Below are 21,610 nucleotides of genomic sequence, written 5' to 3'. Positions count from 1 at the left end.
CGCACTCGGAACATGCCTTTATAACGGAACTCCCAAGGAAGAGAGAATTCTATGTCGGCAAAGCATCCCATCATTGCGGTTACCGGTTCGTCCGGGGCCGGCACCTCCACCTCCACCAACGCCTTTCGCTCCATGTTTCATCAGCTCGGTTATCAGGCGGCCGTGGTGGAAGGGGACAGTTTTCATCGCTACACCCGCCCGGAAATGGACGTGGCGATCCGCAAGGCGCGCGAACAGGGGCGCCACATCAGCTATTTCGGCCCCGAGGCCAACGACTTCGGCCTGCTGGAGAGCTTCTTTCAGGAGTACGGCCAGAACGGCAGCGGTCAGTATCGTCGCTACCTGCACAGCTTCGACGAGGCGGTCCCCTTCAACCAGATGCCGGGCACCTTCACCCCCTGGCAGAACCTGCCGAGCGACACCGACCTGCTGTTCTACGAAGGGCTGCACGGCGGCGTGGTCACCGATGATCACAACGTGGCCCGCCACGTGGACTTCCTCATCGGGGTGGTGCCCATCGTCAACCTGGAGTGGATCCAGAAGCTCATTCGCGATACCTCGGAGCGCGGCCATTCCCGCGAGGCGGTGACCGACTCCATCGTCCGCTCCATGGACGACTACATCAACTTCATCACCCCCCAGTTCTCCCGCACCCACATCAACTTCCAGCGGGTGCCGACGGTGGATACCTCCAACCCCTTCAGCGCCAAGGTGATCCCAAGTCTGGACGAGAGTATGCTGGTGATACGGTTTCGCGGCATCAAGCAGGTGGATTTCCCCTACCTGCTGTCGATGATCGACGGATCCTTCATGTCACGGATGAACACCATCGTAGTGCCGGGCGGCAAGATGGGCTTCGCGATGGAGCTGATCCTGCGCCCGTTGATCCAGCAACTGATTGAAACCGGCAAGATCACCTGAGCCAAGGAGCTGATGATGCGGTTAGCGTTTATCTCTGTGGGATTGGCCGCCCTGCTGGGTGGCTGCAGCAGCGGCCCGGCCGCGCCGACCCTGGAAGCGGGCACCATGGTGGTGCGCCCGGCGGCCAGCTGGCCATTCGGGGCGACGCCGCGCTATGCGCTGGCCGAGCAGTTCCAGTATGCCGGCGACAGCGCCGAGGGCTGGCTGGAGCCGGTGCAACAGGCGGTCAATCAGGAGCTGGGACGCAAGGGGTGGCAGAGCGTGCCCCTCGACGAGGCCGATGTGTGGGTCGCCATCGGGGTGGCCGGCAGCAAGGATCTGAGCGACGGCGAGATCTTCGCCCGCCTCGGCATGACGCCTGGGTTGCAGGCCAAGGCCGATGCCCGCAAGGGCACCCTGGCCATCGTGCTGCTCGACCGGCGCACCCAGCAGGCGGTGTGGAGCAGCGCCATCTCCCTGGCCAGCGACGTGGCCATCGCAGAAGGGGAGCGTCAGCAACTGAGCCAACAACTGGCCGCCAAGATGCTCAACGCCCTGCCGCACTGACCCCCAATATGCAAAACGGCCTGCATTGAGCAGGCCGTTGTCATCACACCATGACGCTCACTTGCGCTGGCAAGTCAGCAGGGTTACCCCTTTCTGGCTGAGGATGGCCTGCTTCTCCTGATTCCAGAAGGTGGTCACCCCATCGGAATACTTGGCACCGGACTCCGCCTCGACCCGGCCCAGCTTGTGATAGACCCCGGCATAGGGGAACTGCACCATGTCGGCCTGGGCATCATAGGTCACGGCCAGCAACTCCTCACCGCACTGATACTGGCTGTACTGGTACTGGGTCGGTTGCGGCATGCTGCAGGCCGCCAGCCCCAGCAGGGGGAGTAACGCTATCATCTTTTTCATTGCACTTTCCTTATGTCATGGTGTTATTCGATCGGAAGAGCCACTGCTATCAGGCTTCAAGAATTTGATAACTATGGGTAATTTCTACCGCTTTTTCCAACATCAGGGAAACTGAACAATATTTTTCCATCGACAGATCCACTGCGCGGGCCACCTGCTTTTCGGCCAGCCCCTTGCCGGTCACCACGAAGTGGAGGTGGATCTTCTCGAATACCCGCGGCACCGAGTCAGCCCGCTCACCGGCCAGCTCCACATGGCAGGCGGTCACGGATTGACGCGCCTTCTCCAGGATGGAGACCACGTCGATCGAGCTGCAACCGCCCACCGCCAGCAGGATCATCTCCATCGGGCTGGCACCTTCGCCGGGGTTGGCACCGTCCAGGATCACCTTGTGACCGGACTCACTCTCGCCCACAAACTGCATGCCTTCCACCCAGCTGACCTTGGCTTTCATTTCACATTTCCTCTTGATGACGACAGATCTGACTGACATAGCATACCGCAGACGACGCGACAGCGGCACATATCCGCCATTTTCACGAACTTCCTGACTAACTAGATCAAAATCAACATCTGATGCCCCCATCTTCCCTACAATGGCGAACGGAACGCAGCAGGGGTTGCAAGGGGAGCTGGCAAAAGCCCTCAAAGCCTTGTCAGCACAGACAAAGGCTCTTATCCTACTGCGACTAATACAAGGAATGGCAAGGTTGGCAGCTTGCCCGGACGCACGAGTCCATAAAAAGACACTACAGAGGAATTCTCATGGTCATTGGCAAACCGCAAAGCGATCCCACCCTGGAATGGTTCTTGTCGCACTGCCACATTCATAAGTATCCCGCCAAGAGCACCCTGATCCACGCGGGTGAGAAAGCGGAAACCCTCTACTACATCGTCAAGGGCACTGTGGCCGTCTTGATCAAGGACGATGAAGGCAAGGAGATGATCCTCTCCTATCTGAACCAGGGCGACTTCCTGGGCGAGATGGGGATGTTCGAGGAGAGCGAAAACCCGGAGCGTTCCGCCTGGGTGCGTGCCAAAGGTTCCTGTGAAGTGGCCGAGATCTCCTACAAGAAGTTCCGCCAGCTGATCCAGGTCAACCCGGAAATCCTGATGCGCCTCTCCGGCCAGATGGCGGCCCGCCTGCAGCACACCAGCCAGAAAGTCGGCAACCTCGCCTTCCTGGACGTGACCGGCCGGATCGCCCAGACCCTGCTGAACCTGGCCAAGCAGCCGGATGCCATGACCCACCCGGATGGCATGCAGATCAAGATCACTCGTCAGGAGATAGGCCAGATCGTCGGCTGCTCCCGTGAAACCGTCGGCCGGATCCTCAAGATGCTCGAAGAGCAGGAGCTGATCTCCGCCCACGGCAAGACCATAGTGGTGTTCGGCACTCGCTGATCTCCGCGACTGGCGGCCCCGCACTGGGTCGCCGGATAAAAAAGGCTGCCACGGCAGCCTTTTCTGATCGTCTCCCCTATAATCCCGAACGCCCCTGCCGTCATGGCCTTCGCCAAGAGAAATCCTATGCACCTGCAATGCCCTATCTGTCGCAGCCCGCTGCAACTTCATGAAGCCTCCCGCGGGGTCTACTGCGCCAACAAGCACCATTTCGATCCCGCGCCGGAAGGCTATCTGGATCTCATCCCCGGCAAGAAGAATCCCAAGGACAGCGACAGCCGCGCCCTGATGCGCGCCAAACGCCACTTCCTCGAGCAGGGCCACCAGTTGCCGCTGGTCGAGGCGATGGCCAGCCTGCTTGCCCCCCTCGAACCGCGCGAGCTGATCCACCTGGGCTGTGGCGAGGGTTACTACTGCCGGACCCTGGCCGAGCGCCTGCCTGGCTGGCAATTTGCCGGCGTCGACATCGCCAAGAACACCATCTTTGCAGCCAACAAGGCGCAGCCGGACGCTCAGTTCATCATCGCCGATCCGGCCCGCGCCCCCATCCTGCCGGGCACGGCCCAGCTGCTGCTGGTCAACGATCTCAAGGTCAAGACCGAGCAGCTGGTCAGCTGGCTGGCACCGGGCGGCTACCTGCTCTACCTGCAACCCGGCCCCCGCCACCAGTGGCAGCTGAGGGTCAGCCTCAACCCGGTCAGCATGGAGCACCCGCTGAGCTGGCCGAGCCTGGCCGGCCTCAACCCCATGGGTCAGCTGCGCTGCCAGTTCAGCATGCAGATGGACCAGGGCCTGCGCAGCTTCATCCTGGAGACCAGCCGCCTCGGCTGGCGCGCCAGCGGCGAGCAGCGCCACGCCTTCAGCCATCAGGGACCGGACGAGCTGGAGCAGGATCTGCTGCTGAGCCTGTGGCAAAAGCCGCTCTGATGGCGCACCCTCCCATGAAAAAAGGCCCTGACGGGCCTTTTTAATTGCGCGGAGATGTCGTTACAGCTTGATCCAGGCATCGCTCCAGGCCGTGCCCTTGCCGGGCTCATAGGCCCAGGCCGCGCCGGCACACCAGCCGGTGTAGGGATGGGGCTTGCACTGGTAGTTGCCGCCCAGGTTGCTCACCTTGTCACCGGCCTTGTAAGCGGTGCCCTCCTTGTAGGGCGGGTTGCCATCCGGCGGCGTGGTGCCGCCACTGCCCTTGATCAGGATCTCGTGGGTGGCGCTGCGGCTCAGCCCCTTGTCGTCGGTCACCTTGAGCACGAAGCCGTAGCGGGTGTCGCTGGTCGGGGTCGGCGGCAGGATGGCGCTCAGGGTGGACTGCGTCAGATCCGAGGCGCTGGCCCCGGCAGGCAGGGTCCAAGCGTAGCTGAGGGGCTTGCCTTCCGGATCGCTCGAGCCCTGGCCGGAGAGCAGCACGGTGGCGCCGCCCAGCGCCTCGCTCGGGCCGCTGATGCTGGCCACCGGCGGCAGGTTGGTGCCACCGCCGTTGTCCTCGATCACCACCTCGGGGAAGAAGTGCTGCACGCAGCGGCTGTAGTCACGCTCCTTGAAGGCGCTGAAGCGGGTCTGGTAGCCCACCAGCTTGCAGGCGTAGCTCTTGCCACCGTTGGGGTTGCCCGGCACATAGCTCCAGTCGTTCTCCCAGTAGATGGGCAGGGCGCCGGCGCCGGCCTCGTCAAAGACCTTCATGTTTTTGCAACCGAGCACCTCGTCGGCGGGCACCGGCACGCCCAGATACTGGGCCTGGGCCTGGTAGTAGGTGATCCGGTTCTGGGACTGGGCATGCTCGGCTGCACCGCCGCACTCCACCCCACCGTTGATGATCTGGGTGGTCACCCCGAAGCCCGGCACCAGGCCGTTCTGCCGGTCGTGGGCGTTGGGCTGCCAGGTGCCGTCGATCACATGCAGCATGGAGGGCTTGGGCGGCTGTGGATAGACGAAGAAGAACACGGCGCTGGCCAGGTTGAGCCAGGTGTCCGCCACTTTCTCCGGGTTGTCCAGCAGGGTACGCACAGTGCCGAACATGGCCTCGGAGAAGGGGCCGTAGTTGTAGTTGTACGACAGCTGCTTGGCGCCACGACCGAAGTAGCTCTTGAATTCGCCGTTGTCGAATTTGCCGCACGGCCACTGCTGACCCTGCCACACATCCGGCCGGCACTCGGCGTTGTAGCCGCCGCGCATCTGCTCGGTCCAGCCCATCTCCCGCACCCACACCAGCCCCTGGCGCCACTCGGGCTCGGGGCGCCAGCTCTCGTGGCCGCCGGTCTCCTGGGCGAAGTGGGCGAACATGGTGGCCAGCGACTTGCGGCAGATGGCTTCGGCGTTGCGTCCGTCGCTGTAGTCACCGCAGAAGGCCGGGAACTTGGCCACCGCCTGCAGGAAACCGCGATAGGTGTACTCCGGTGCCCGCAGCGGGAACAGGAAGTTGAACTGCGACTCGCTGAGCAGCCCTTCCACCCGTTTGACGTTGGCGGGGTTGAGCGGCAAACCGGGGGCCACCGCCTCGACCACGGCGTTGTCGCGGGTGGCGATGGAGGTCTTGACCGCTGTCATGGCCGGAAAGTCGGTGAGCGCATGCTCCTTGGCGTCCAGCTCGCTCTGGCTCAGGTAGACGGTGCTGCCGTCAGCGGCGCCGCTGCCTCCCTGCGCGGGCGGGGCTATGCCCTCCATGTCACCCGGTGGCGTCGCCTCGCCCGCCCCCAGCAGGGCCCACGGAGAATCCCACTCGTTGGCGACCTGCACGCCCGGGCTCTGGCCCGGATTGGCATACCATTTGGCCTCGTAGATCTGGCCGTTGAAACTGACCTGGCTGCCGCCGCCATAACCCTGATTGATGTCATAGGCGCTGGCGGCCCACAGCTGACCGCTCAGACAGAGCCCGGCCAGCAGGGTGGCCACAGAGGACTTTCTTGTCATCATATTTACCTCTTGCTTGATGAAAGGCGGGGCTTGGCCCCCGCCAGTAGCACCTCGCATTGCGCGAGGAGAAAGGAGAAAAACACTCAGCGCGCCGCCAGCGGCATGCCGTTGACCGTGTAACCGAGCCCGGCCGGGGCCGGAGCAAGCTGGGCCTCGGCCTGTGACTGGTTGCGGCACAGCACGCTGGCGCTGCGCGGCTCGCTCGCACTCGGCACGTTGACGTGGAACTTGTTCATCACGCTGGCGCTCAGCCGGTGGTTGGCCAACTTGAAGCGCAGCAGGCCGTCGCGGGTCTCCACCTGCAGCTGGCAGTCACTGTTGCCGAGCCGCTCGCCGTCATCGCCATAGGCAAAGCCGTAGGCGCCGTGCAGGGCCGGATAGAGGTAGCTCGGCAGCTGCCCCTGCGGGTCGTAGTAACCGACCAGGGTGGTCACCGGCACACCGAAGGCAGCTGGCTTGCGATCAGCCGCCAGATCCGTCGGCGCTCCCTCGTTCCAGCGGCTGCCGTCGGAGCGATAGCTCTTCTTGAAGCCGCGCGAGACGGTGATCTGCTGGCCGTTGATGAAGAGGGTGCTGTTGTAGCCGGCGTTGTGGTCGATGCTGACGATGCGGCCGCGATTGACCGCCGAGGCGGTCGGCAGCTGGATGTTGCGGGTCCAGTTGCCATCCCACATGGCCACCTTGACCAGATCGTACTCGGCCAGCAGGGCGGCCAGCTTGACCTCTCCCAGATCGCTCACCGGCGCGGTGATCTGCTCGGCGAGATCGACCCGGTGGCGGTAGGGCTCCATCCTGGCCTGGCTTTCGTTCCACTTGCTAAAGCCGGTGGGGGATGCTGCGTCGAACACCGCCTTGCTCTCGAGGAAGCGCTGGATGATGGCGGCCGAGTTGGGGGTGTAGAGGGTGAAGCGGTTGAAGCCGGAGAGCGGCTCGCCGCCGGCCATGGCATCGAAGCCGAACTTGCGGCCATCAAACGGGGCCTGGCACTGACCATCGAGGCAGGCGCTCTGGCCGCTGCGGCTCGCAAAGAAGTTGGGGATGAAGCGGTTCTTGTCGCCATCCCAGCCCCAGGTGGCATTGATCTGATCGGCGCTGCGGTGCACCGAGCCGGCAAAGCCGCCCACGTAGTGGCCGAGACCGTAGTTGTGGCCCACCTCGTGGCTGAACTCGTTGCCAAGGGAGGCGTCAAGGGTGACGATGCCGCCCCCGCCGGAGCCGCCGTGCACCTGCACCCCGTTGGCGTACTTGCCGCGGCTGTTGTGGGCCGCCAGCTGTGCCACCACGTAGGGATGGCTGTTCTCCCCCTCCCCGGCGGTGCTGTTGATGCCGTAGTTGGCATTGTCGATGCCAAGGGAGATGAGCTCCTTGCCGATGCGCTGGCGCATGGTACCGCCGTGCCAGCCCCCCTCGCTCGGATCAAAGTCGGTGAGCAGGGTGCCATCCGGCAGCATCACCTCCGGCAACGACAGCGGCGCATACTGGCTGACGATGAGCCGGCTGGCGGGAATGGTCTGGAAATACTCCCGCTGGGCTTCTTTATCTTTGGCAAAGGCGAACTGGTCGCGCAGGCTGGTCAGCATGCCGATGTCGATGGTGTGGATCAGCAGCTCCCCCGGTGCCCCCACCTTGAGGTCGCTCAGCTCGCCGCTCAGATCCCCCTGGCTCAGGCGCAGGGTGAGGCCGGGCATGATCCACTCGGCCGGCAGCACGGCGCTCCAGGCATCGCTGGCATAGGTGATGCCGTTGTTTTCCAGCTCGCCATCGCGGATCCACTGACCACGCACGAATTTGAACTGCTGGCTCTGGCCGCGGGAGATTGTCACCTGACGGCCGCTGAAATAGACGGTGGAGTTGTAGCCGGCATTGGAGGCGAGGCGCACCATCTTGCCCTCCAGGCTCGCGTCGCGCGGCAGGTGGATGTCGCGCACCCAGCGGCCGTCGGCGGTCTGGATGGTGACCAGGGCATGGGGCTGCAACTTGCCGAGCAGGAAGGCGCCGCTCGGATCACTCAGCCTGGCCAGCTCGCTGCTGCTGTTGATGAGGATGCTGGTGCCGGGGCCCGGGGTGAAGTCGACCCCCTCCTCCGGCGTTCCTTCCAAGTAGTAGGCGGTCTTGGGCAGGCGGGAGGGCGGATCCAGCGTGAGGCTGCCGAGCAGCTTGCCGGCGCCGTCGCGGGCCTCGAGCGCCAGCGGCGCCTGGTTACCGGCCTGCAGCGGGCGCACCAGCAGCAGACTCTTGCGCAGGGCGGTGAGGCGGGGCTGGTTGTCCCCCTCCCGCGGGTGGGCGGGCAGGATCTGGCTCTGGGCAAACTGGACGCCGGCCAGCAGCGACCCCTGCAGATCGTTCTGCGGACGGGTGGCGTCAAAGACCAGCGGAGTGGGTGGCTGAACGGCGGCCAGCAGCGGGCCGCTTGCCAGGGCTGCGCCGATCAGGCAGGCAAGACGTGTGGTGCATGTGGTCATGGTGGTGCTCTTTGTTGTTATGGGGAAAAAAGGGGGCATGCCTGGCATGCCCCGATGGGTTTAACGGTGAGGTTATTTGCAGCTGGCGGCGCCGATGTCCTGCCAGACGTCGTGCTTGCCGGGCTCGTTGCCGCGGGTCCAGTACTGGGCCTTCCACTGGCGGCCGTTGTGGGTGGTCACGTCACCGGCGTTGTAGGCAACGCTGGCATCCCAGCCCAGCTGCACCTGGCTTATCAGCTTCCACTGATCGGCGGTGCGGCTCGGTTCGTTGCCCTGGGTCCAGTACTTGGCCTGCCACACCAGCTGGTTGTGGCTCACCTTCTCGCCACCGTTGTAGGTGGTCGAGGCCTTCCAGGCCGGCCAGTTGGCGGCATCCGGATCGGTGGCGTTGCAGTCGCCGCCACCGCTGACCGGGGTCACGGTGAGGCGGGTCTTGCCCTGGGCATCCAGGGCGCCGTCGGTCACGGTGACGGTGAGGTCATAACCGGTCTCCACGGTGACGTTGGGGCCCGTCACCACCAGGGTCTTGCTGTTCTGACCGCTGGCGGTGAGCCCGGCGGGCACGCTCCACTGATAGCTCAGGGTATCGCCGTTGGGGTCGGTGGCGCTGGCGGTGATGCTCACCTGCTTGCCAGCCTGCACCGAGACCTTGTCCTGCACCGTCACGACCGGCGGCAGGTTGGGTTGCGGCGCCTTGTTGGTCACCACCACCTGATCCTTGGCGCTGAGGTTGTGGTCATCGGTCACGGTCAGCTCGAACACCAGATTGACGTCCTGGCTCACCGCATCGACGCTCACCTTGGCCTTGGCCTGGGTGGCATCGCTCAGGGTCGCCTTGGGACCGGAGATCTGGGCCCAGCTGTAGCTCAGCACCGCTCCTTCCGGATCGCGGGAAGAGGAACCGTCCAGCACCAGCTGGGCCGGCCCGGTCACCGCGAGATCGGTGCCGGCGTTGGCCACCGGCGGCTTGTTGACCGGCGGTGTGCTATCGCCGTGGCCCAGCCCCTCGTGCATAGCGTTGAGAATGTCGCCGTTGTCGGCGTCGATTTCCCAGGCGAACAGGCCGCCGAGCTGGTTGGCCAGCACGTACTGCCCCTTGGCCTTGACCGAGCGCTCGTCATCGAAGGTGATGAGCTCGCCGGTGGCAGCCTTGAACACGGACGGTGCCTCGGCCACTTCGTCATAGCTGTACTGCCAGTCGCCGGCCATCTTGCCCTTGGCGATGCCACGGTAGTCGATGACCCCCTTCTCCCAGATCCCTTCCGCTTCGGTCCCCGCAATCGGGCCGGTGGCGGTGCCGGTGAAGGGGTTGTTGCCCTGATACCCGCTGACGCCGGTCCAGCCGCGACCATACATGGCGGCACCCACCACCACCTTGCCCGGCTCGACGCCCTGACCCAGCAGCGCCTTGACCCCCTTGTCGGTGGTGTACTTGGTGTTGGGATCCCAGCTCGATTCATAGAGCGCGGTCTGGTGACCCAGCCCGGTGTTGGTCCAGGCGCCGTTGAAGTCGTAGCTCATCAGGAAGATGTGATTCATGTATTGCTGGGCGGCGCGATAGTCCACCTTGGCAATCTTGTCACCGCCGGCGCTGATGGCGGAGGTGAGCTCATAGGTGCGACCGGTCTCTGCGCTCAGCTCGTCGAGCATGGCGCGCAGCTCCTTCATCAGCAGCACATAGGTCTCGCCGTCGGAGGGGCTGCCGAGGTTGGGGTTGGCCCCCAGGCCACCCGGGAATTCCCAGTCGATGTCCACCCCGTCGAAGAATTTCCAGGTCTGCAGATACTCCTTCACCGAGGCGACGAAGGTGTCGCGCTTGGTCTTGTCACCGAAGAAGAAGAAGGGGTCGGAGAGGGTCCAGCCACCGATGGAAGGGAGGATCTTCAGGTCCGGATAGGCCTTCTTGAGTGCCATCAGGTTGCCGAAGTTGCCCTTGTAGGGTTCGTCATAGGCGGTGAGATTGCCCTGTCCCATCTGGATGGCGGCCCAGGGATCGTGGATGGAGACCTTGAAGTCCTCGCGGCCGGCACAGGAGCGCTGCAGCGCCTCGAAGCTGCCGGAGATCTCTTTCAGGCTGTCGTTGATGCCGTTGCCACCACAGATCGGGGTGAAGCCGTAGAGGATGTGGGTCAGGTTCTGGGCCGGGATCTTGTCCACGGTGAACTTGCGACCATAGACCCCCCACTCCACGTAGTAGGCCCCCATCACCTTGCCGGTCTTGTTGACGTAAGGCTTGTTGTTCTCCTTGAGCGGCGCCTTGAGCGGCAGCAGGTGACTGCCATCGGTGTCGGCCACCAGGATCTCTTTCTTGTCGGAGAGGGTGCAGCCGTCGGCGTTGCACAGCGCCACCTGCATCTGGTAGCGGCCCCCCTTGGTGACCTTGAAGTTGGCGGTGCCGGAGGCGGACGCGGCACCGGACCACACCTCCTTGCCGTCGAGCAGTACCTTGGCGGTCTGGCCGACATCACCGGACCAGAGGTTCCAGCTCACGCTGACCGGCGCGCCATCGGCGTGCACCTTGACCAGCTTGTTGTAGGAGGTGGCGGCTTGATCCACTTCGACGATGGCGAACTTGGTTTCGCCCCAGCCGATGGTGGGTTTGCCGGGGGCGGCAGCGAAGGCGGAGGAGGCACACAGACCCCCGACCAACAACGCCAGTACGGAGGGTTTTGGACTTAACATAGTTGAATATCCTTATTTCGTTCTTGGAATAGATAACGAAAAAGGCAACGCAACCTGACAGGTAACGCAGACAACATCGCACCATGGCTTGGCCCATGGACGAAACAACCTGTGGTGGCCCCGCTATCTTAGGTACTGCTGACCCTTAGACCGGAAGCTTTGCGTCCCGGACTTTCATCCGGTTTGCCTTTTGCACAACTTGATTTGCGACAAAAATAATCGCGACCTGACTATAAGGGAGTCAAAGGAGGGAGGGCAAACCCCCGAGCGGTTATTAATAAACCACTTTTTATCGAAAATGAGCCTCAAACGAGAAGAAAAGGCACTTTTTTGTGTCAGAAAGTGCCGATCTTGCTGGCTGGGGGCCGGCGATTAAAATTCGGACGAATTCCCGGTTTCGTGATCATCATCAAGTTTGGCCGGCCGCAAGATGCTGTTCATCAGCGCCCGCAGCTTGAGCGGCTTGACCGGTTTGCTGATGTAGCCGTAGCCGTGTTCGCGGATCTGCGCCTGCAGCTCGCTCTTGCGATCCGCACTGATGATGATGCCGCCGATGTCGTTGCCGTGGGCGAGACGCAGCATGTGCAGCGCCTGCAGCCCGGTCTTGCCGTCGTCCAGATGGTAATCGGAGAGCACCAGCTGCGGCAGGAAGCCGCCGGCGATGAGATCCTCCGCCTGGGCCAGGCTCTGGGCACAGACCACCTCGCAGCCCCAGCGTCCCAGCAGGGAGTGCATGGCGATCAGGATGTCGCTCTCGTTGTCGATGCAGAGCACCCGGATCCCCTCCAGCTGGCTGTCGCGCTGGGTGGGGGCCGCCACCTGCGTCATTGCGACAGGACGGGTCGCCAGATTGAGGGTGATGGCAAACACCGAGCCCGCCCCCGGCCAGCTGCGCAGGGTCAGGTTGTGGCCGAGCACCAGGGCGATGCCGCGAGCGATGGCAAGGCCGAGCCCCAGCCCCTGCTCCCGTGCGGTGCGGGAGTGATCGAGGCGGGAGAACTCGTCGAAGATCGCCTCCTGCTTGTCGGCCGGAATGCCGGGGCCGTTGTCCCACACCTCGATGCGCACCTTGTCGCCGAGCCGGCGGCAGCCGAGCAGCACCCGCCCGCCCGGGTTGTAGCGAAAGGCGTTGGTGAGGAAGTTTTGCAGCACCCGCCGCAGCAGGCGCACGTCGCTGTAGACCGCCACACCGCTCTCCACCACCGAGAACTGGATCCCCCCCGCCTGCGCCAGCACCCCGAACTCCGCCTTGAGGTTGTCGAACACGTCGCGCAGGGCAAAATCCAGTTTCTTGGCTTTGAACTTGCCCGCTTCGAGCCGCGAGATGTCGAGCAGATCGGTGATGAGATCCTCGGTCGCCCCCAGCGCGTCGTCGATGTGGCGGGCGATGCGGGCCGGCTCGTCCGCCGGCGGCAGCATCTCCAGCAGGGAGGAGGTAAACAGCTTGGCGGCGTTGAGCGGCTGAGTCAGGTCGTGGCTCACCGCCGCCAGGAAGCGGCTCTTGGAGTGGTTGGCCCGCTCCACCTGCTGGTTCACCAGCAGCAGCTGGCGGTTCAGTTCAGACAGCTCGTGGGTGCGCTCGGCCACCCGTGCCTCCAGGTGTTCGTTGGCCTCGCGCAGCACTCGCTCGGCGTCGCGAAACGGGGTGATGTCGGTAAAGGTCATCACGAAGCCGCCCGCCGGCATGGGGTTGCCCTGCATCTCGATCACCCGGCCATCGGGGCGCTCACGCGCCGAGATATGCTGGCTGCCGCGCTGCATGAAGGCGACCCGCCGCGCCACGTGAGCCTCGACATCGCCGGGGCCGCACAGCCCCTGCTCGGCGTTGTAGCGGATGATCTCCTCGATGGGGCGGCCCACCTGGATGAGGCCGGGCGGATAGTGGAACAGCTCGATGTAACGCCGGTTCCAGGCCACCAGCTTGAGTTCCCGGTCCACCACCGAGATCCCCTGCCCCATGTGTTCGATGGCCCCCTGCAGCAGGCCACGGTTGAAGCGAAACACGTCGGAGGCCTCGTCCACTATGGTGGCGATCTCTTCGAGCTGCATGTTGCGCCCCTGCAGGGCCGAGGCCAGCACCAGGCGGGCGGACGAGGTGCCGAACACCCCGGCCAGCAGCCGCTCGGTGTGGGCAATCAGCTCGGCGGAGGCCTGCATCTGGGGCGCTAGGGTGCCGCCCCGCTCGCCAGCGAAGCGACCGAAGGCGCGCTTGACCCGGCTCGAGCCGACGAAGCGGGCCGCCAGCATCTCCAGCTCCTTGACCGAGACCCGCGCCTGATAGAGCGCCGTGGTGTCGCGGCTCGGCTTGCCGACGAAGTTGGCCGCCTGCAGCCGCTCGCTCACCGCCGCCTGCGACAGCAGGGAGCCCGCCACGTAGCCGATGAGATTGAGCAACAGGCTCAGGAAGATGCACCAGGCCCCCAGGCTGAGATCGCGAAATGCCGGCCAGTCGGGCGGCGCCAGCAGGGCCGCCAGCGGCGAGCCGGCCAGCAGGCCGCTCTCCGCCAGCAGGGTGGCGCACCACAGGCTGACCCCGAGGGCGAGACCGAGGTAGACCCCCTTGCGATTGCCGTGCCGCCAGTAGAGGCCGAGCAGCAGCGCCGGCGCGAACTGGGCCACGGCGCCGAACGACAGGTAGCCGATGCGCGACAGGCTGGTGAGATCCCCGAGCCAGAGGTAGAGCCCCCAGGCCGCCAGCAGGATCAGCAGGATGGCGCCGCGGCGCACCTGCAGCAGCAGGCGCACCAGCCGCTCATCCCGCCCCTGCTGCCAGAAGCGGCGCAGCAGCACCGGCAGCACCAGATCATTGCTGACCATGATGGCCAAGGCGATGGTGCAGACGATCACCATGCCGGTGGCCGCCGAGGTGCCGCCAAGAAACGCCAGCAGCGCCATGCCGTCAAAACCGAGCGACATGGGCAGGCTGATCACATAGGTATCCGAGGCCATGCCGGCCCCCACCCACTGCTTGCCCGCCAGCGCCAGCGGCCAGATGAAGAGCCCCATCACGAACAGGTAGAGCGGAAACAGCCAGCGCGCCCAGTGCAGATCCTGGCCCTGGTTGTTCTCCACCACGGTCACGTGAAACTGGCGCGGCAGGCAGATGACGGCGCACATGGCGACCAGGGTATAGATGGCGAGCTCCAGCAGACTGCCCGGCGTTACCGCCACCACCGCATCGAGAAAGTCGCTGGCCACCAGGGTGCGGGCCTGGCTCGGCTTGCTGAGGATAAGCCAGAGCGCAAAGCCCCCCACCGCCATGAAGGCGAGCAGCTTGACCACGGATTCGAAGGCGATGGCCACCACCATGCCGCGGTGGTGCTCGGTGGCGTCCAGATGGCGGGTGCCGAACAGGATGCTGAACAGCGCCAGCAGCAGGGCCACGCCGAGGGCCAGCCCGGCGGTATTGCCGGTGGGGCCGGCAGGTACAGAGTTGGCCATCAGCAGATCCAGCCCGGTGACGATGGCTTTCAGCTGCAACACCAGGTACGGCAGTATGCCCATGATGGCGATCAGCGCGATCACCATGGCCAGGCGCTGGGACTTGCCGTAACGGGCGGCGATGAAGTCGGCGATGGAGGTGATGTGCTCGCGCTTGGCCACCAGGATGAGGCGGGCCAGCAAGCGCCAGCCGAACAGGAACACCAGCATGGGGCCCAGATAGATGGGTACTGGTGACCAGGGCGACTCGCTGGCCTGGCCCACCGTGCCGAAGAAGGTCCAGGAGGTGCAGTAGACCGCCAGCGACAGGCTGTAGAGCAGGGGCTGCCCCTTTAAACGGCGACGTTTGTTCTTGTCCGCCACGTAGGCGATCAGAAACAGCAGCCCCAGATAGGAGAGCGACAATCCGATCAGCAACCATCCCTGGTGCATCTGTAACCTCTTGTCCGTGTTGAAGATTCAAGCGCAGCAGCAGCCAGTCTAGAGAGCCGCCCGAAAAATGTCATCTTCTTATTGCAGCAAGAATTTATCGTTTTTCAATAAAAAACGGTTGAATAAATATCGAAAAACGATAAACATTTGGCTGTATTTATTGATAAACAATAATTCGGTGCTGCGCGTGGCCCACCCTTTCACTCCAAGAGGTAAGCGATGAAACACAACAAGCTCGAACGCATGAGCAATCTGATTGAATGGATCCTGCTGTTCGCCCTGCTGGCCACCCCGCTCATGACGGTCATGGGGGTCTGGTCCCAGCTGCTCGGCGGCAGCGACTATCTGCAGCAGGAGCTGATCGACGCACTGGCGGTGCAAGACAGTTCGGTGCTCAACCATGTCCCCCTGACCATGGCGCAGCCGGCGCTGGCCAGCACAGCCCCCTCGATTGCCGACTACCCCCTCAGCCTGGGCACCCGCCTGCTGGGCACCCTGGTGATGCTGCTGCCGGATCTGGTGTTCATGCTGATGCTGTGGCAACTGCTCCAGCTGTTTCGCGGCTATCGGCAGGCCATGCTGTTCACCTTCAGCCAGATCCGCCGCTACCAGTTGATCGGCCTGCTGCTCTGTGTCAGTTTCGTCACCAAAATCATCACGACCCCGCTGCTGGACCTGGTGCTCACCCTGCCTGGCCCCGAGCTGCACGGCCAGATAAAAATAGGTTCATCGGACTTCCAGCTGCTGCTGGCTGGGCTGATCGTGTCGGCGCTGGCGCTGGTGATGCGCGAGGCCAAGCGGCTGGCCGATGAACAACAACTGACGGTGTGAGGAACCCATGCCCATCATCATCCGACTCGATGCCCTGCTGGCCGAACGCAAAATGACTGCCCGCGAGCTGGCCCTGCGGGTCAACATCACCGAGGCCAACCTCTCCATCCTGAAAAACGGCCATGCCAAGGCGGTTCGCTTCTCCACCCTGGAGGCGATCTGCCGCGAACTGGGCTGCCAGCCCGGTGATCTGCTGGCCTTTGAGCAGGAGTCCTGAGCCAGCCATCACCATGCAACAAGGGGAGCCGAGGCTCCCCTTTTTCGTTGCTGATCAATGTGGTTGCTGACCGGACAGGGCCACTCAGGCGGCCTTCACCTCGCCCTCCCGCAGGCGCAGCACGAACACCGGCAGCACCACCAGCACCATCAGGAAGAAGATGCCGCCCCCCAGCGGTTCGAACAGCAGGCCGCACAGGGTCATCAGGGCGGCCACCGTCATGCCGAGCCCCAGCGCCGCATAGAGCGCCTGGGTCGGGATCAGCTGCTCGGCCGGCAGCTGACGGGTCATGAAGCGCACGGCGCCGAGGTGGCTGACGCAGAAGGTGACCGCATGCAGCAGCTGACCCGCCACCAGCACCAGCAGCTCGGTGGAGGCTCCGAGCAGGATCCAGCGCACCACGCAGCCCAGCGCCCCCACCAGAAACAGGGTCTGGGCGCCGAAGCGGTTGAGGAAGCGCTTGTCGGCGGCAAACATACCGATCTCCGCCACCACCCCCAGCGCCCACAGATAACCTATGGTGGTGCCGCTGTAGCCCGCCGCCTTCCAGTGCATGGCACTGAAGCCGTAATAGGCGGCGTGGCTGCCCTGCAGCAGGGCCGAGATCAGCAGGAAGCGGCGCACCTGAGGGGACTTGAGGGTATCGAGCAGGGAGGCCTTGGCCCGTTCGCCCTGAATGTCCTGCGGCGCCGGGTGTAGCGGCAGCCAACTCAGCAGCAGCATCAGCAGCAGCCCGGCCACCATGGTGTGCAGTATCCAGTCGCTGCCAAAATTCCCCACCAGCGCCCCCACCAGGGTCGAAGCGACGATGAAGGCGAACGAGCCGCACAGGCGCACCTTGCCATAGTCGAGGTGCGCCTGCACCACCATGCGGGTGGCCAGCGCCTCCCCCACCGGCATCAGGGTCGGGTAGATGAAGTTCGCCACCAGGGTCAGCCCCACCAGCCACCAGAGGTTGTGGCTGAGGTAAAAGCCGAGGAAGGCCAGCAGACTGAGCAGGCAGAGCAGGCGGGTGACCGGCAGCAGGTGCCCCGCCCCCTTGATCTGCCCCATCACCATCAGATTGCCGGCAAAGCGGATCGCCATGCCCGCGCCGAGCAGCAGGCCGATCATCTCGGCGCTGACCCCGATCCCCTCCAGCCAGAGCGACCAGAACGGCAGATAGGCACCGTAGACGAAGTAGAAAGCGCCAAAAAACAGGGCTAACCAGGAGAAGGCGGGCATAGATCCTCGACACTGAGAAACGGGGGCACAAATGATAACCGATTTGTCGGTGGGGATCCTGCGATCCCGGCTGGGACGCCGCGCAGATAATAATGAAAAACATCAATAAAATTGAACTATTGGCGCAAGGCTGGTGTCTATTGAGTAACACCTCCTCCTGGTTAGTGTTGCAATCCTTCCACCCGCCTTCGGCGGGTTTCTTTTTGGCCGCCTTTTTGTCCGCCATCGGGGGCCCGGTCCCCGCCATGAAAAAGGGGCCCGCAGGCCCCTTGTCGTGGTGTGCATTCATCAGAACACGTACTTGACCCGTGCACTCAGGTTGCGACCCGGCTCGGTCTGGCGGCTGGTGCTGGCACTGGCGCTCTGGCCGGTGATGCTCTCGTAGTTGACGTACTCCTTGTCGAACAAGTTGAAGACGCCCACGTTGAACTGCAGATCCTGCACCGGCTTGAACTGGGCATAGATGTCCACCACGCCCCAGCCCGCACTCTTGATGTTGTCGTTGCCCTTGGCATCCTTGCCCACCTTGCTCATGTCGTCGGCAAAGCGCAGGGCGGTGTTGATGTTCCAGTTGGGCTGCTCCAGTCGAACACCCAGGGTCCCCTTGAGCGGGCTCAGGCTGTTGATGTAGTTGCCGTCGCCATCCTTGCCCTCGATGTAGGAGAGGTTGCCCCAGACGTTGACCAGATCGTTCAGCCAGTAGTCCGCCTTGGCCTCGGCCCCCTTGGTGGTTGCCTTGTCCAGGTTCTGATACTGATACAGCGCGGTGCGGCCCTCGGTGCCGACCCCGGCCAGCTCGATGAAGTCGTCGAACTTGTTGTAGAAGGTGGCCACTTCATAGCTGAAGCCGCCGGCGCTGCCGCGCACCCCCAGATCGATGCCGTCGCTGCTCTCGGGCTTGAGGTTCGGGTTGGGCTCGATGCGATAGCCGTATGCCTGGTGGTTCAGGGTGGAGAACGCGTTGTCATACATGGGGGTCTTGTAGCCGTGGCTGTACTGGGCGAACAGGTTGGCCGCCTCGTGCGCCTTGAACACCAGCCCCAGCTTGGGCGAGAACTCCCCTTCGGAGAAGCGCTTGAGGTTCTCGCCGGTGTAGGCGGGATCCTGATCTGGGTTCATCCGGTAGTAGTCGTAGCGAGCACCCGGCGTCAACACCCAGCGCTCGCCGAACTTCAGCTCGTCAAACGCCCACAGGGCGCCGTGCTCGGTGGTGGTGGAGGGGAAGCTCAGCTCGTTGTAGCCGACGAAATCCCCCGGCACGGTCGGCGCCTTGAAGCGGGTCCGCTCGTTGTCGGTGTGCTCATACTCCAGGCCCCAGGCCAGCCGCTGGCTCGCCAGCGCCTTGCTGAACTTCAGCTGGGCACCCAGGCTCTTCTGCTCGAAACCGTTGTTGTCCAGCGAGTTCTTGGTCACGTAGGGGTTGGTCGGCCGCACCGGGTATTTGGAAGAGGCGTACTGATCCATGGTCTGCTTGGTGCGGGCGTAGTAGATCTTGCTGTCGATGCGATCGACCCAGGGCGCGTTCAGGGCGATGCCGTGATCCAGCACCAGCGACAGGTTGTCGGTCTCCTTGTCGGTGATCGGCTGGTTGAAGACCGAGCCCGCCTTGGTGAGGTCGACGGCATCGGGGTCCTGCCCCTCGTTGAAGTAGTCGACGGTCAGCTTGAGGAACTGGGCATCGCTCAGGTTCCACTGGCTCTTGAACAGCACGGCCTGGCTGACAATGTCGAACTCGTTCTTGTCGCCGTCGTAGTTCTGGGTCACCCCGCCGTCACGCCAGGTGTAGCGCAGCAGGTTCTCGAACGCGCCGGCGCGCAGGGCCCCGGTAACGCCGGCCATCTTCTGGTGACTGCTGGAGGCATAGCCGGTGGTGGCATCCAGGTAGCTGTCACGACCCTTGAGGAAATCGGCCGCATCCTTGGTGGTGATGGCGATGACGCCGCCCAGTGCATCAGAGCCGTAGGCTGCCGAGGCCGGTCCCTTGACCACCTCGACCTGCTTGATCATGTCGGTGTCGAAATAGCTCTGACCCACGCCGCCGTTCTTGTAAGCGTCGTTCTGGCGCACGCCGTCGCGCACTATCTTGACCCGGTTCTCGCCCATGCCGCGAATGATGAAGGTCTGGGCGTCGCCGGCGCCGCCGAGGGCGGTGACGCCCGGTTCGTAACGGAACAGGTCGGCGACGTTGCTCACCACCTGCTCTTCAATCTGTTCGGCTGTGATGACCGAGATGGGGCCGGAGACATCCTCCAGTTTCTGCTCCATCCGAGAGCCACTGACCACCATGACTTCATCTGCTTTCTTGTCCGCCGCAAAAACCGGGGAAGCGAGGCCGGCCGCCACGGCAAGGGCGACCAGCGATAGGGTGTTGTTATGGGCCACTGCAAATCCTTATTGAGAACTGTTATCAAACAGCTGGCATCTTACCCACCTCTCAACAAAGATCAATAATAAACGGAATCATTCTCATTTTCTTTTGTCATAATTCGGTTCTACACTACGCCCCTCTGTTTTCCCGCCCGCCATGCTGCCATTGTATGGTGCAGGTACCTCATCGCTGCGAGACATCCATGACCCGACTACTGCCCCTGTTCACCCTGCCCCTGCTGCTGGCCGCCTGTGCCACGACGGCCCCCGTCAACGATGCCGGCACCCTCTACCACTATCAGCTCAAGGCCACCCAGGGGAACGATCTGACCCTCGAACAGGCCCTGGCCCGGGTGGCGGATGCCGACATAGTGCTGGTCGGCGAGCTGCACACCCATCCGGCGGTGCACCTGCTGCAGGCCAGAATGCTGGCGGGCCTGGCCGCAGACGGTCGCCCTCTGGTGCTCTCCATGGAGCAGTTCAGCCGCGCCGATCAGCCGGTGCTGGATGCCTACCTGGCCGGTCGCATCGGCGAGGCGGCGCTCATTCGTGACGGCAACGCCTGGCCCAACTACCAGAGCGACTATCGCCCGCTGGTGGAGTTCGCCAAGGCGCACCACCTGCCGGTCATCGCCGCCAATGCGCCCAAACCGCTGGTGAGCTGTGTCGGCCAGGAGGGGCCGGCCTGGCTGGAGAAGCTGCCCGCCAGCCGTCGCAGCCAGCTGGCCCGCACCCTCACCCTCGGCGATGACCCCTATCGCCAGAAGTTCATGGCCTCGCTCCATCATGGCGATGCCGACAGCAACGCCCGCCGCTTTGCCGCCCAGACCAGCTGGGACGACACCATGGCCGAGAGCATGGTGGATTACCTGCGCAGCCACCCAGGCCAGCGCATCATGCACATCGCCGGCAACTTCCACGTAGAGGGCGGGCTGGGGCTGGCCAGCCGCATCGCCAGCCGCAACCCGGATCTCAAGGTGGCGCTGGTCGTGCCGGAGCTGACGACGCCGCAAGCGGGTGACGGTCAAGCAGCGGCCGGCCGGGTTGCCGACGTGCGGGTCGGCATCGCCCCCTGCCGGAACGCTGGCTAAATGCCGATGAAATGAAGCAAGATATGGGCGCACTGCATCAATCCCGCAGTCGTGACTGCAGCCAGTGGCTGCAACCCTGACCTTGCGTCTGAGGAGCCCAGTGGCTGCCACCCTGACAAACATTTGCCCAAGGATTTCATATGGATGTGTTACTGGTCATCGACATGCAACAGGGGCTGTTCACCCAGCCTCGCCATCAGGACACTCAGGTCATCGCCAATATCAATCGATTGGCCGAACGCGTGCGGGCAAAACAGGGTCGTGTCATCTATGTGCAGCACGACGAACCCGGCACCGAGCTGGATCCCGCCAGCCCGGGCTGGCAGCTGCACGCCGATCTCGCCCCGCAGGGGCATGACAGCCGGGTACGCAAGACCGCCTGCGACAGCTTCCTCGACACCGAGCTCGGTTTCCTCTTGGCAGAACAGGCGGTGGACAGGCTGCTCGTCTGCGGCTGTGCCACCGACTTTTGCGTCGACACCACGCTGCGCAGCGCCGCCGCCCGCGGCTTCGAGGTGGTGGCGGTGACCGACGCCCATACCACGGCGGACAGGCCCCACCTGAGCGCGGAGCAGATCATCGAGCACCATCACTGGATGTGGCGTCACCTCAGCCTGCCAAAAGGCAGAAGCGTGACCCTGCTCACGACGGATGAGCTGCTCGGCGCCACCCAACCCGAGCCGGCATGTTAATCTGTCCGCTCTGAAGCGATCACCCGATTGGAGTCT

15 protein-coding genes, 1 pseudogene and 1 riboswitch are annotated in these 21,610 nt (G+C 63.8%); of the genes and pseudogenes, 8 read left to right on the top strand and 8 right to left on the bottom strand.

Features of this window, described 5'->3' with window-relative positions:
• The first annotated feature begins 51 nt into the window (after positions 1-51).
• Positions 52-921, top strand: coding sequence for a phosphoribulokinase (locus E5E96_RS12185; protein WP_045528133.1), 870 nt, complete (start codon positions 52-54; stop codon positions 919-921).
• A 15-nt stretch (positions 922-936) separates the two neighbouring features.
• Positions 937-1,467 (top strand): DUF4136 domain-containing protein, encoded by a 531-nt coding sequence (locus E5E96_RS12180; RefSeq protein WP_011704919.1) that lies wholly within the window; start codon positions 937-939, stop codon positions 1,465-1,467.
• A 57-nt stretch (positions 1,468-1,524) separates the two neighbouring features.
• On the opposite strand, the gene E5E96_RS12175 is transcribed toward E5E96_RS12180, so the two are convergent.
• Both E5E96_RS12175 and E5E96_RS12170 read right to left on the bottom strand, forming a co-directional pair.
• Positions 1,525-1,821 carry an MliC family protein gene (locus E5E96_RS12175; RefSeq protein WP_011704918.1) on the bottom strand — a complete coding sequence of 99 codons (297 nt, stop codon included), beginning with the start codon at positions 1,819-1,821 and terminating at the stop codon, positions 1,525-1,527.
• 49 nt (positions 1,822-1,870) lie between these two features.
• On the bottom strand, positions 1,871-2,275 hold the full coding sequence (locus E5E96_RS12170) for an OsmC family protein (protein ID WP_016349708.1): 405 nt from the start codon (positions 2,273-2,275) through the stop codon (positions 1,871-1,873).
• Positions 2,276-2,586: 311 nt separating this feature from the next.
• Here E5E96_RS12170 and crp point away from each other — a divergent pair, with 311 nt between their 5' ends.
• Positions 2,587-3,225 (top strand): cAMP-activated global transcriptional regulator CRP, encoded by a 639-nt coding sequence (gene crp / locus E5E96_RS12165; RefSeq protein ID WP_011704916.1) that lies wholly within the window; start codon positions 2,587-2,589, stop codon positions 3,223-3,225.
• A gap of 126 nt (positions 3,226-3,351) precedes the next feature.
• Positions 3,352-4,152 carry a putative RNA methyltransferase gene (locus tag E5E96_RS12160; protein WP_039215438.1) on the top strand — a complete coding sequence of 267 codons (801 nt, stop codon included), beginning with the start codon at positions 3,352-3,354 and terminating at the stop codon, positions 4,150-4,152.
• A 60-nt stretch (positions 4,153-4,212) separates the two neighbouring features.
• On the opposite strand, the gene E5E96_RS12155 is transcribed toward E5E96_RS12160, so the two are convergent.
• From E5E96_RS12155 to E5E96_RS12140, 4 genes are all read right to left on the bottom strand, one after another.
• Positions 4,213-6,135 carry a glycoside hydrolase family 19 protein gene (locus tag E5E96_RS12155; protein WP_301271268.1) on the bottom strand — a complete coding sequence of 641 codons (1,923 nt, stop codon included), beginning with the start codon at positions 6,133-6,135 and terminating at the stop codon, positions 4,213-4,215.
• Positions 6,136-6,218: 83 nt separating this feature from the next.
• Entirely contained in the window at positions 6,219-8,597 is a 2,379-nt protein-coding gene (locus tag E5E96_RS12150) for a M66 family metalloprotease (RefSeq protein WP_171282241.1), read from the bottom strand.
• Between the two features lie 72 nt (positions 8,598-8,669).
• Positions 8,670-11,279 (bottom strand): glycosyl hydrolase family 18 protein, encoded by a 2,610-nt coding sequence (locus tag E5E96_RS12145; protein ID WP_130632932.1) that lies wholly within the window; start codon positions 11,277-11,279, stop codon positions 8,670-8,672.
• Between the two features lie 110 nt (positions 11,280-11,389).
• Positions 11,390-11,477: riboswitch (cyclic di-GMP riboswitch) on the bottom strand.
• A 174-nt stretch (positions 11,478-11,651) separates the two neighbouring features.
• On the bottom strand, positions 11,652-15,152 hold the full coding sequence (locus tag E5E96_RS12140) for a PAS domain-containing hybrid sensor histidine kinase/response regulator (protein WP_171282240.1): 3,501 nt from the start codon (positions 15,150-15,152) through the stop codon (positions 11,652-11,654).
• Positions 15,153-15,371: 219 nt separating this feature from the next.
• On the opposite strand from E5E96_RS12140, the gene E5E96_RS12135 reads away from it, so the two are divergent.
• Together E5E96_RS12135 and E5E96_RS12130 are read left to right on the top strand one after the other, a co-directional pair.
• On the top strand, positions 15,372-15,983 hold the full coding sequence (locus E5E96_RS12135; protein ID WP_045528120.1) for a DUF2975 domain-containing protein: 612 nt from the start codon (positions 15,372-15,374) through the stop codon (positions 15,981-15,983).
• A gap of 7 nt (positions 15,984-15,990) precedes the next feature.
• Positions 15,991-16,200, top strand: a complete 210-nt coding sequence (locus E5E96_RS12130; RefSeq protein ID WP_011704909.1) for a helix-turn-helix transcriptional regulator — start codon at positions 15,991-15,993, stop codon at positions 16,198-16,200.
• A gap of 84 nt (positions 16,201-16,284) precedes the next feature.
• Here E5E96_RS12130 and E5E96_RS12125 read toward each other — a convergent pair whose 3' ends face one another.
• Together E5E96_RS12125 and E5E96_RS12120 are read right to left on the bottom strand one after the other, a co-directional pair.
• Positions 16,285-17,424 (bottom strand): 3-phenylpropionate MFS transporter, encoded by a 1,140-nt coding sequence (locus E5E96_RS12125; protein ID WP_139703655.1) that lies wholly within the window; start codon positions 17,422-17,424, stop codon positions 16,285-16,287.
• A gap of 288 nt (positions 17,425-17,712) precedes the next feature.
• Positions 17,713-19,806: a TonB-dependent hemoglobin/transferrin/lactoferrin family receptor gene (locus tag E5E96_RS12120; protein ID WP_171282239.1), complete on the bottom strand. Its 2,094-nt coding sequence runs from the start codon at positions 19,804-19,806 to the stop codon at positions 17,713-17,715.
• 188 nt (positions 19,807-19,994) lie between these two features.
• On the opposite strand from E5E96_RS12120, the pseudogene E5E96_RS12115 reads away from it, so the two are divergent.
• A pseudogene (locus E5E96_RS12115) lies at positions 19,995-20,962 on the top strand (ChaN family lipoprotein).
• Between the two features lie 60 nt (positions 20,963-21,022).
• Complete coding sequence (locus E5E96_RS12110; RefSeq protein WP_171282238.1) at positions 21,023-21,574, top strand: cysteine hydrolase family protein; 552 nt, start codon at positions 21,023-21,025, stop codon at positions 21,572-21,574.
• Positions 21,575-21,610: the final 36 nt, after the last annotated feature.

This window comes from Aeromonas sp. 1805 (assembly GCF_013085525.1).
In the GTDB taxonomy this organism is placed as follows: Bacteria; Pseudomonadota; Gammaproteobacteria; order Enterobacterales; family Aeromonadaceae; genus Aeromonas; species Aeromonas hydrophila.
The sequence above is the reverse complement of the archived record's forward strand: the minus strand, read 5'-3'. Positions and strand labels throughout refer to the sequence as shown.

Excerpts from the sequence above, each read along its gene's own strand:
- E5E96_RS12175 (WP_011704918.1), bottom strand. The coding sequence starts at position 1,821 with ATGAAAAAGATGATAGCGTTACTCCCCCTGCTGGGGCTGGCGGCCTGC.
- E5E96_RS12180 (WP_011704919.1), top strand. The coding sequence starts at position 937 with ATGCGGTTAGCGTTTATCTCTGTGGGATTGGCCGCCCTGCTGGGTGGC.
- crp (WP_011704916.1), top strand. The coding sequence starts at position 2,587 with ATGGTCATTGGCAAACCGCAAAGCGATCCCACCCTGGAATGGTTCTTG.
- E5E96_RS12150 (WP_171282241.1), bottom strand. The coding sequence starts at position 8,597 with ATGACCACATGCACCACACGTCTTGCCTGCCTGATCGGCGCAGCCCTG.
- E5E96_RS12125 (WP_139703655.1), bottom strand. The coding sequence starts at position 17,424 with ATGCCCGCCTTCTCCTGGTTAGCCCTGTTTTTTGGCGCTTTCTACTTC.
- E5E96_RS12135 (WP_045528120.1), top strand. The coding sequence starts at position 15,372 with ATGAAACACAACAAGCTCGAACGCATGAGCAATCTGATTGAATGGATC.
- E5E96_RS12185 (WP_045528133.1), top strand. The coding sequence starts at position 52 with ATGTCGGCAAAGCATCCCATCATTGCGGTTACCGGTTCGTCCGGGGCC.
- E5E96_RS12155 (WP_301271268.1), bottom strand. The coding sequence starts at position 6,135 with ATGATGACAAGAAAGTCCTCTGTGGCCACCCTGCTGGCCGGGCTCTGT.
- E5E96_RS12170 (WP_016349708.1), bottom strand. The coding sequence starts at position 2,275 with ATGAAAGCCAAGGTCAGCTGGGTGGAAGGCATGCAGTTTGTGGGCGAG.
- E5E96_RS12130 (WP_011704909.1), top strand. The coding sequence starts at position 15,991 with ATGCCCATCATCATCCGACTCGATGCCCTGCTGGCCGAACGCAAAATG.
- E5E96_RS12145 (WP_130632932.1), bottom strand. The coding sequence starts at position 11,279 with ATGTTAAGTCCAAAACCCTCCGTACTGGCGTTGTTGGTCGGGGGTCTG.
- E5E96_RS12160 (WP_039215438.1), top strand. The coding sequence starts at position 3,352 with ATGCACCTGCAATGCCCTATCTGTCGCAGCCCGCTGCAACTTCATGAA.
- E5E96_RS12110 (WP_171282238.1), top strand. The coding sequence starts at position 21,023 with ATGGATGTGTTACTGGTCATCGACATGCAACAGGGGCTGTTCACCCAG.
- E5E96_RS12140 (WP_171282240.1), bottom strand. The coding sequence starts at position 15,152 with ATGCACCAGGGATGGTTGCTGATCGGATTGTCGCTCTCCTATCTGGGG.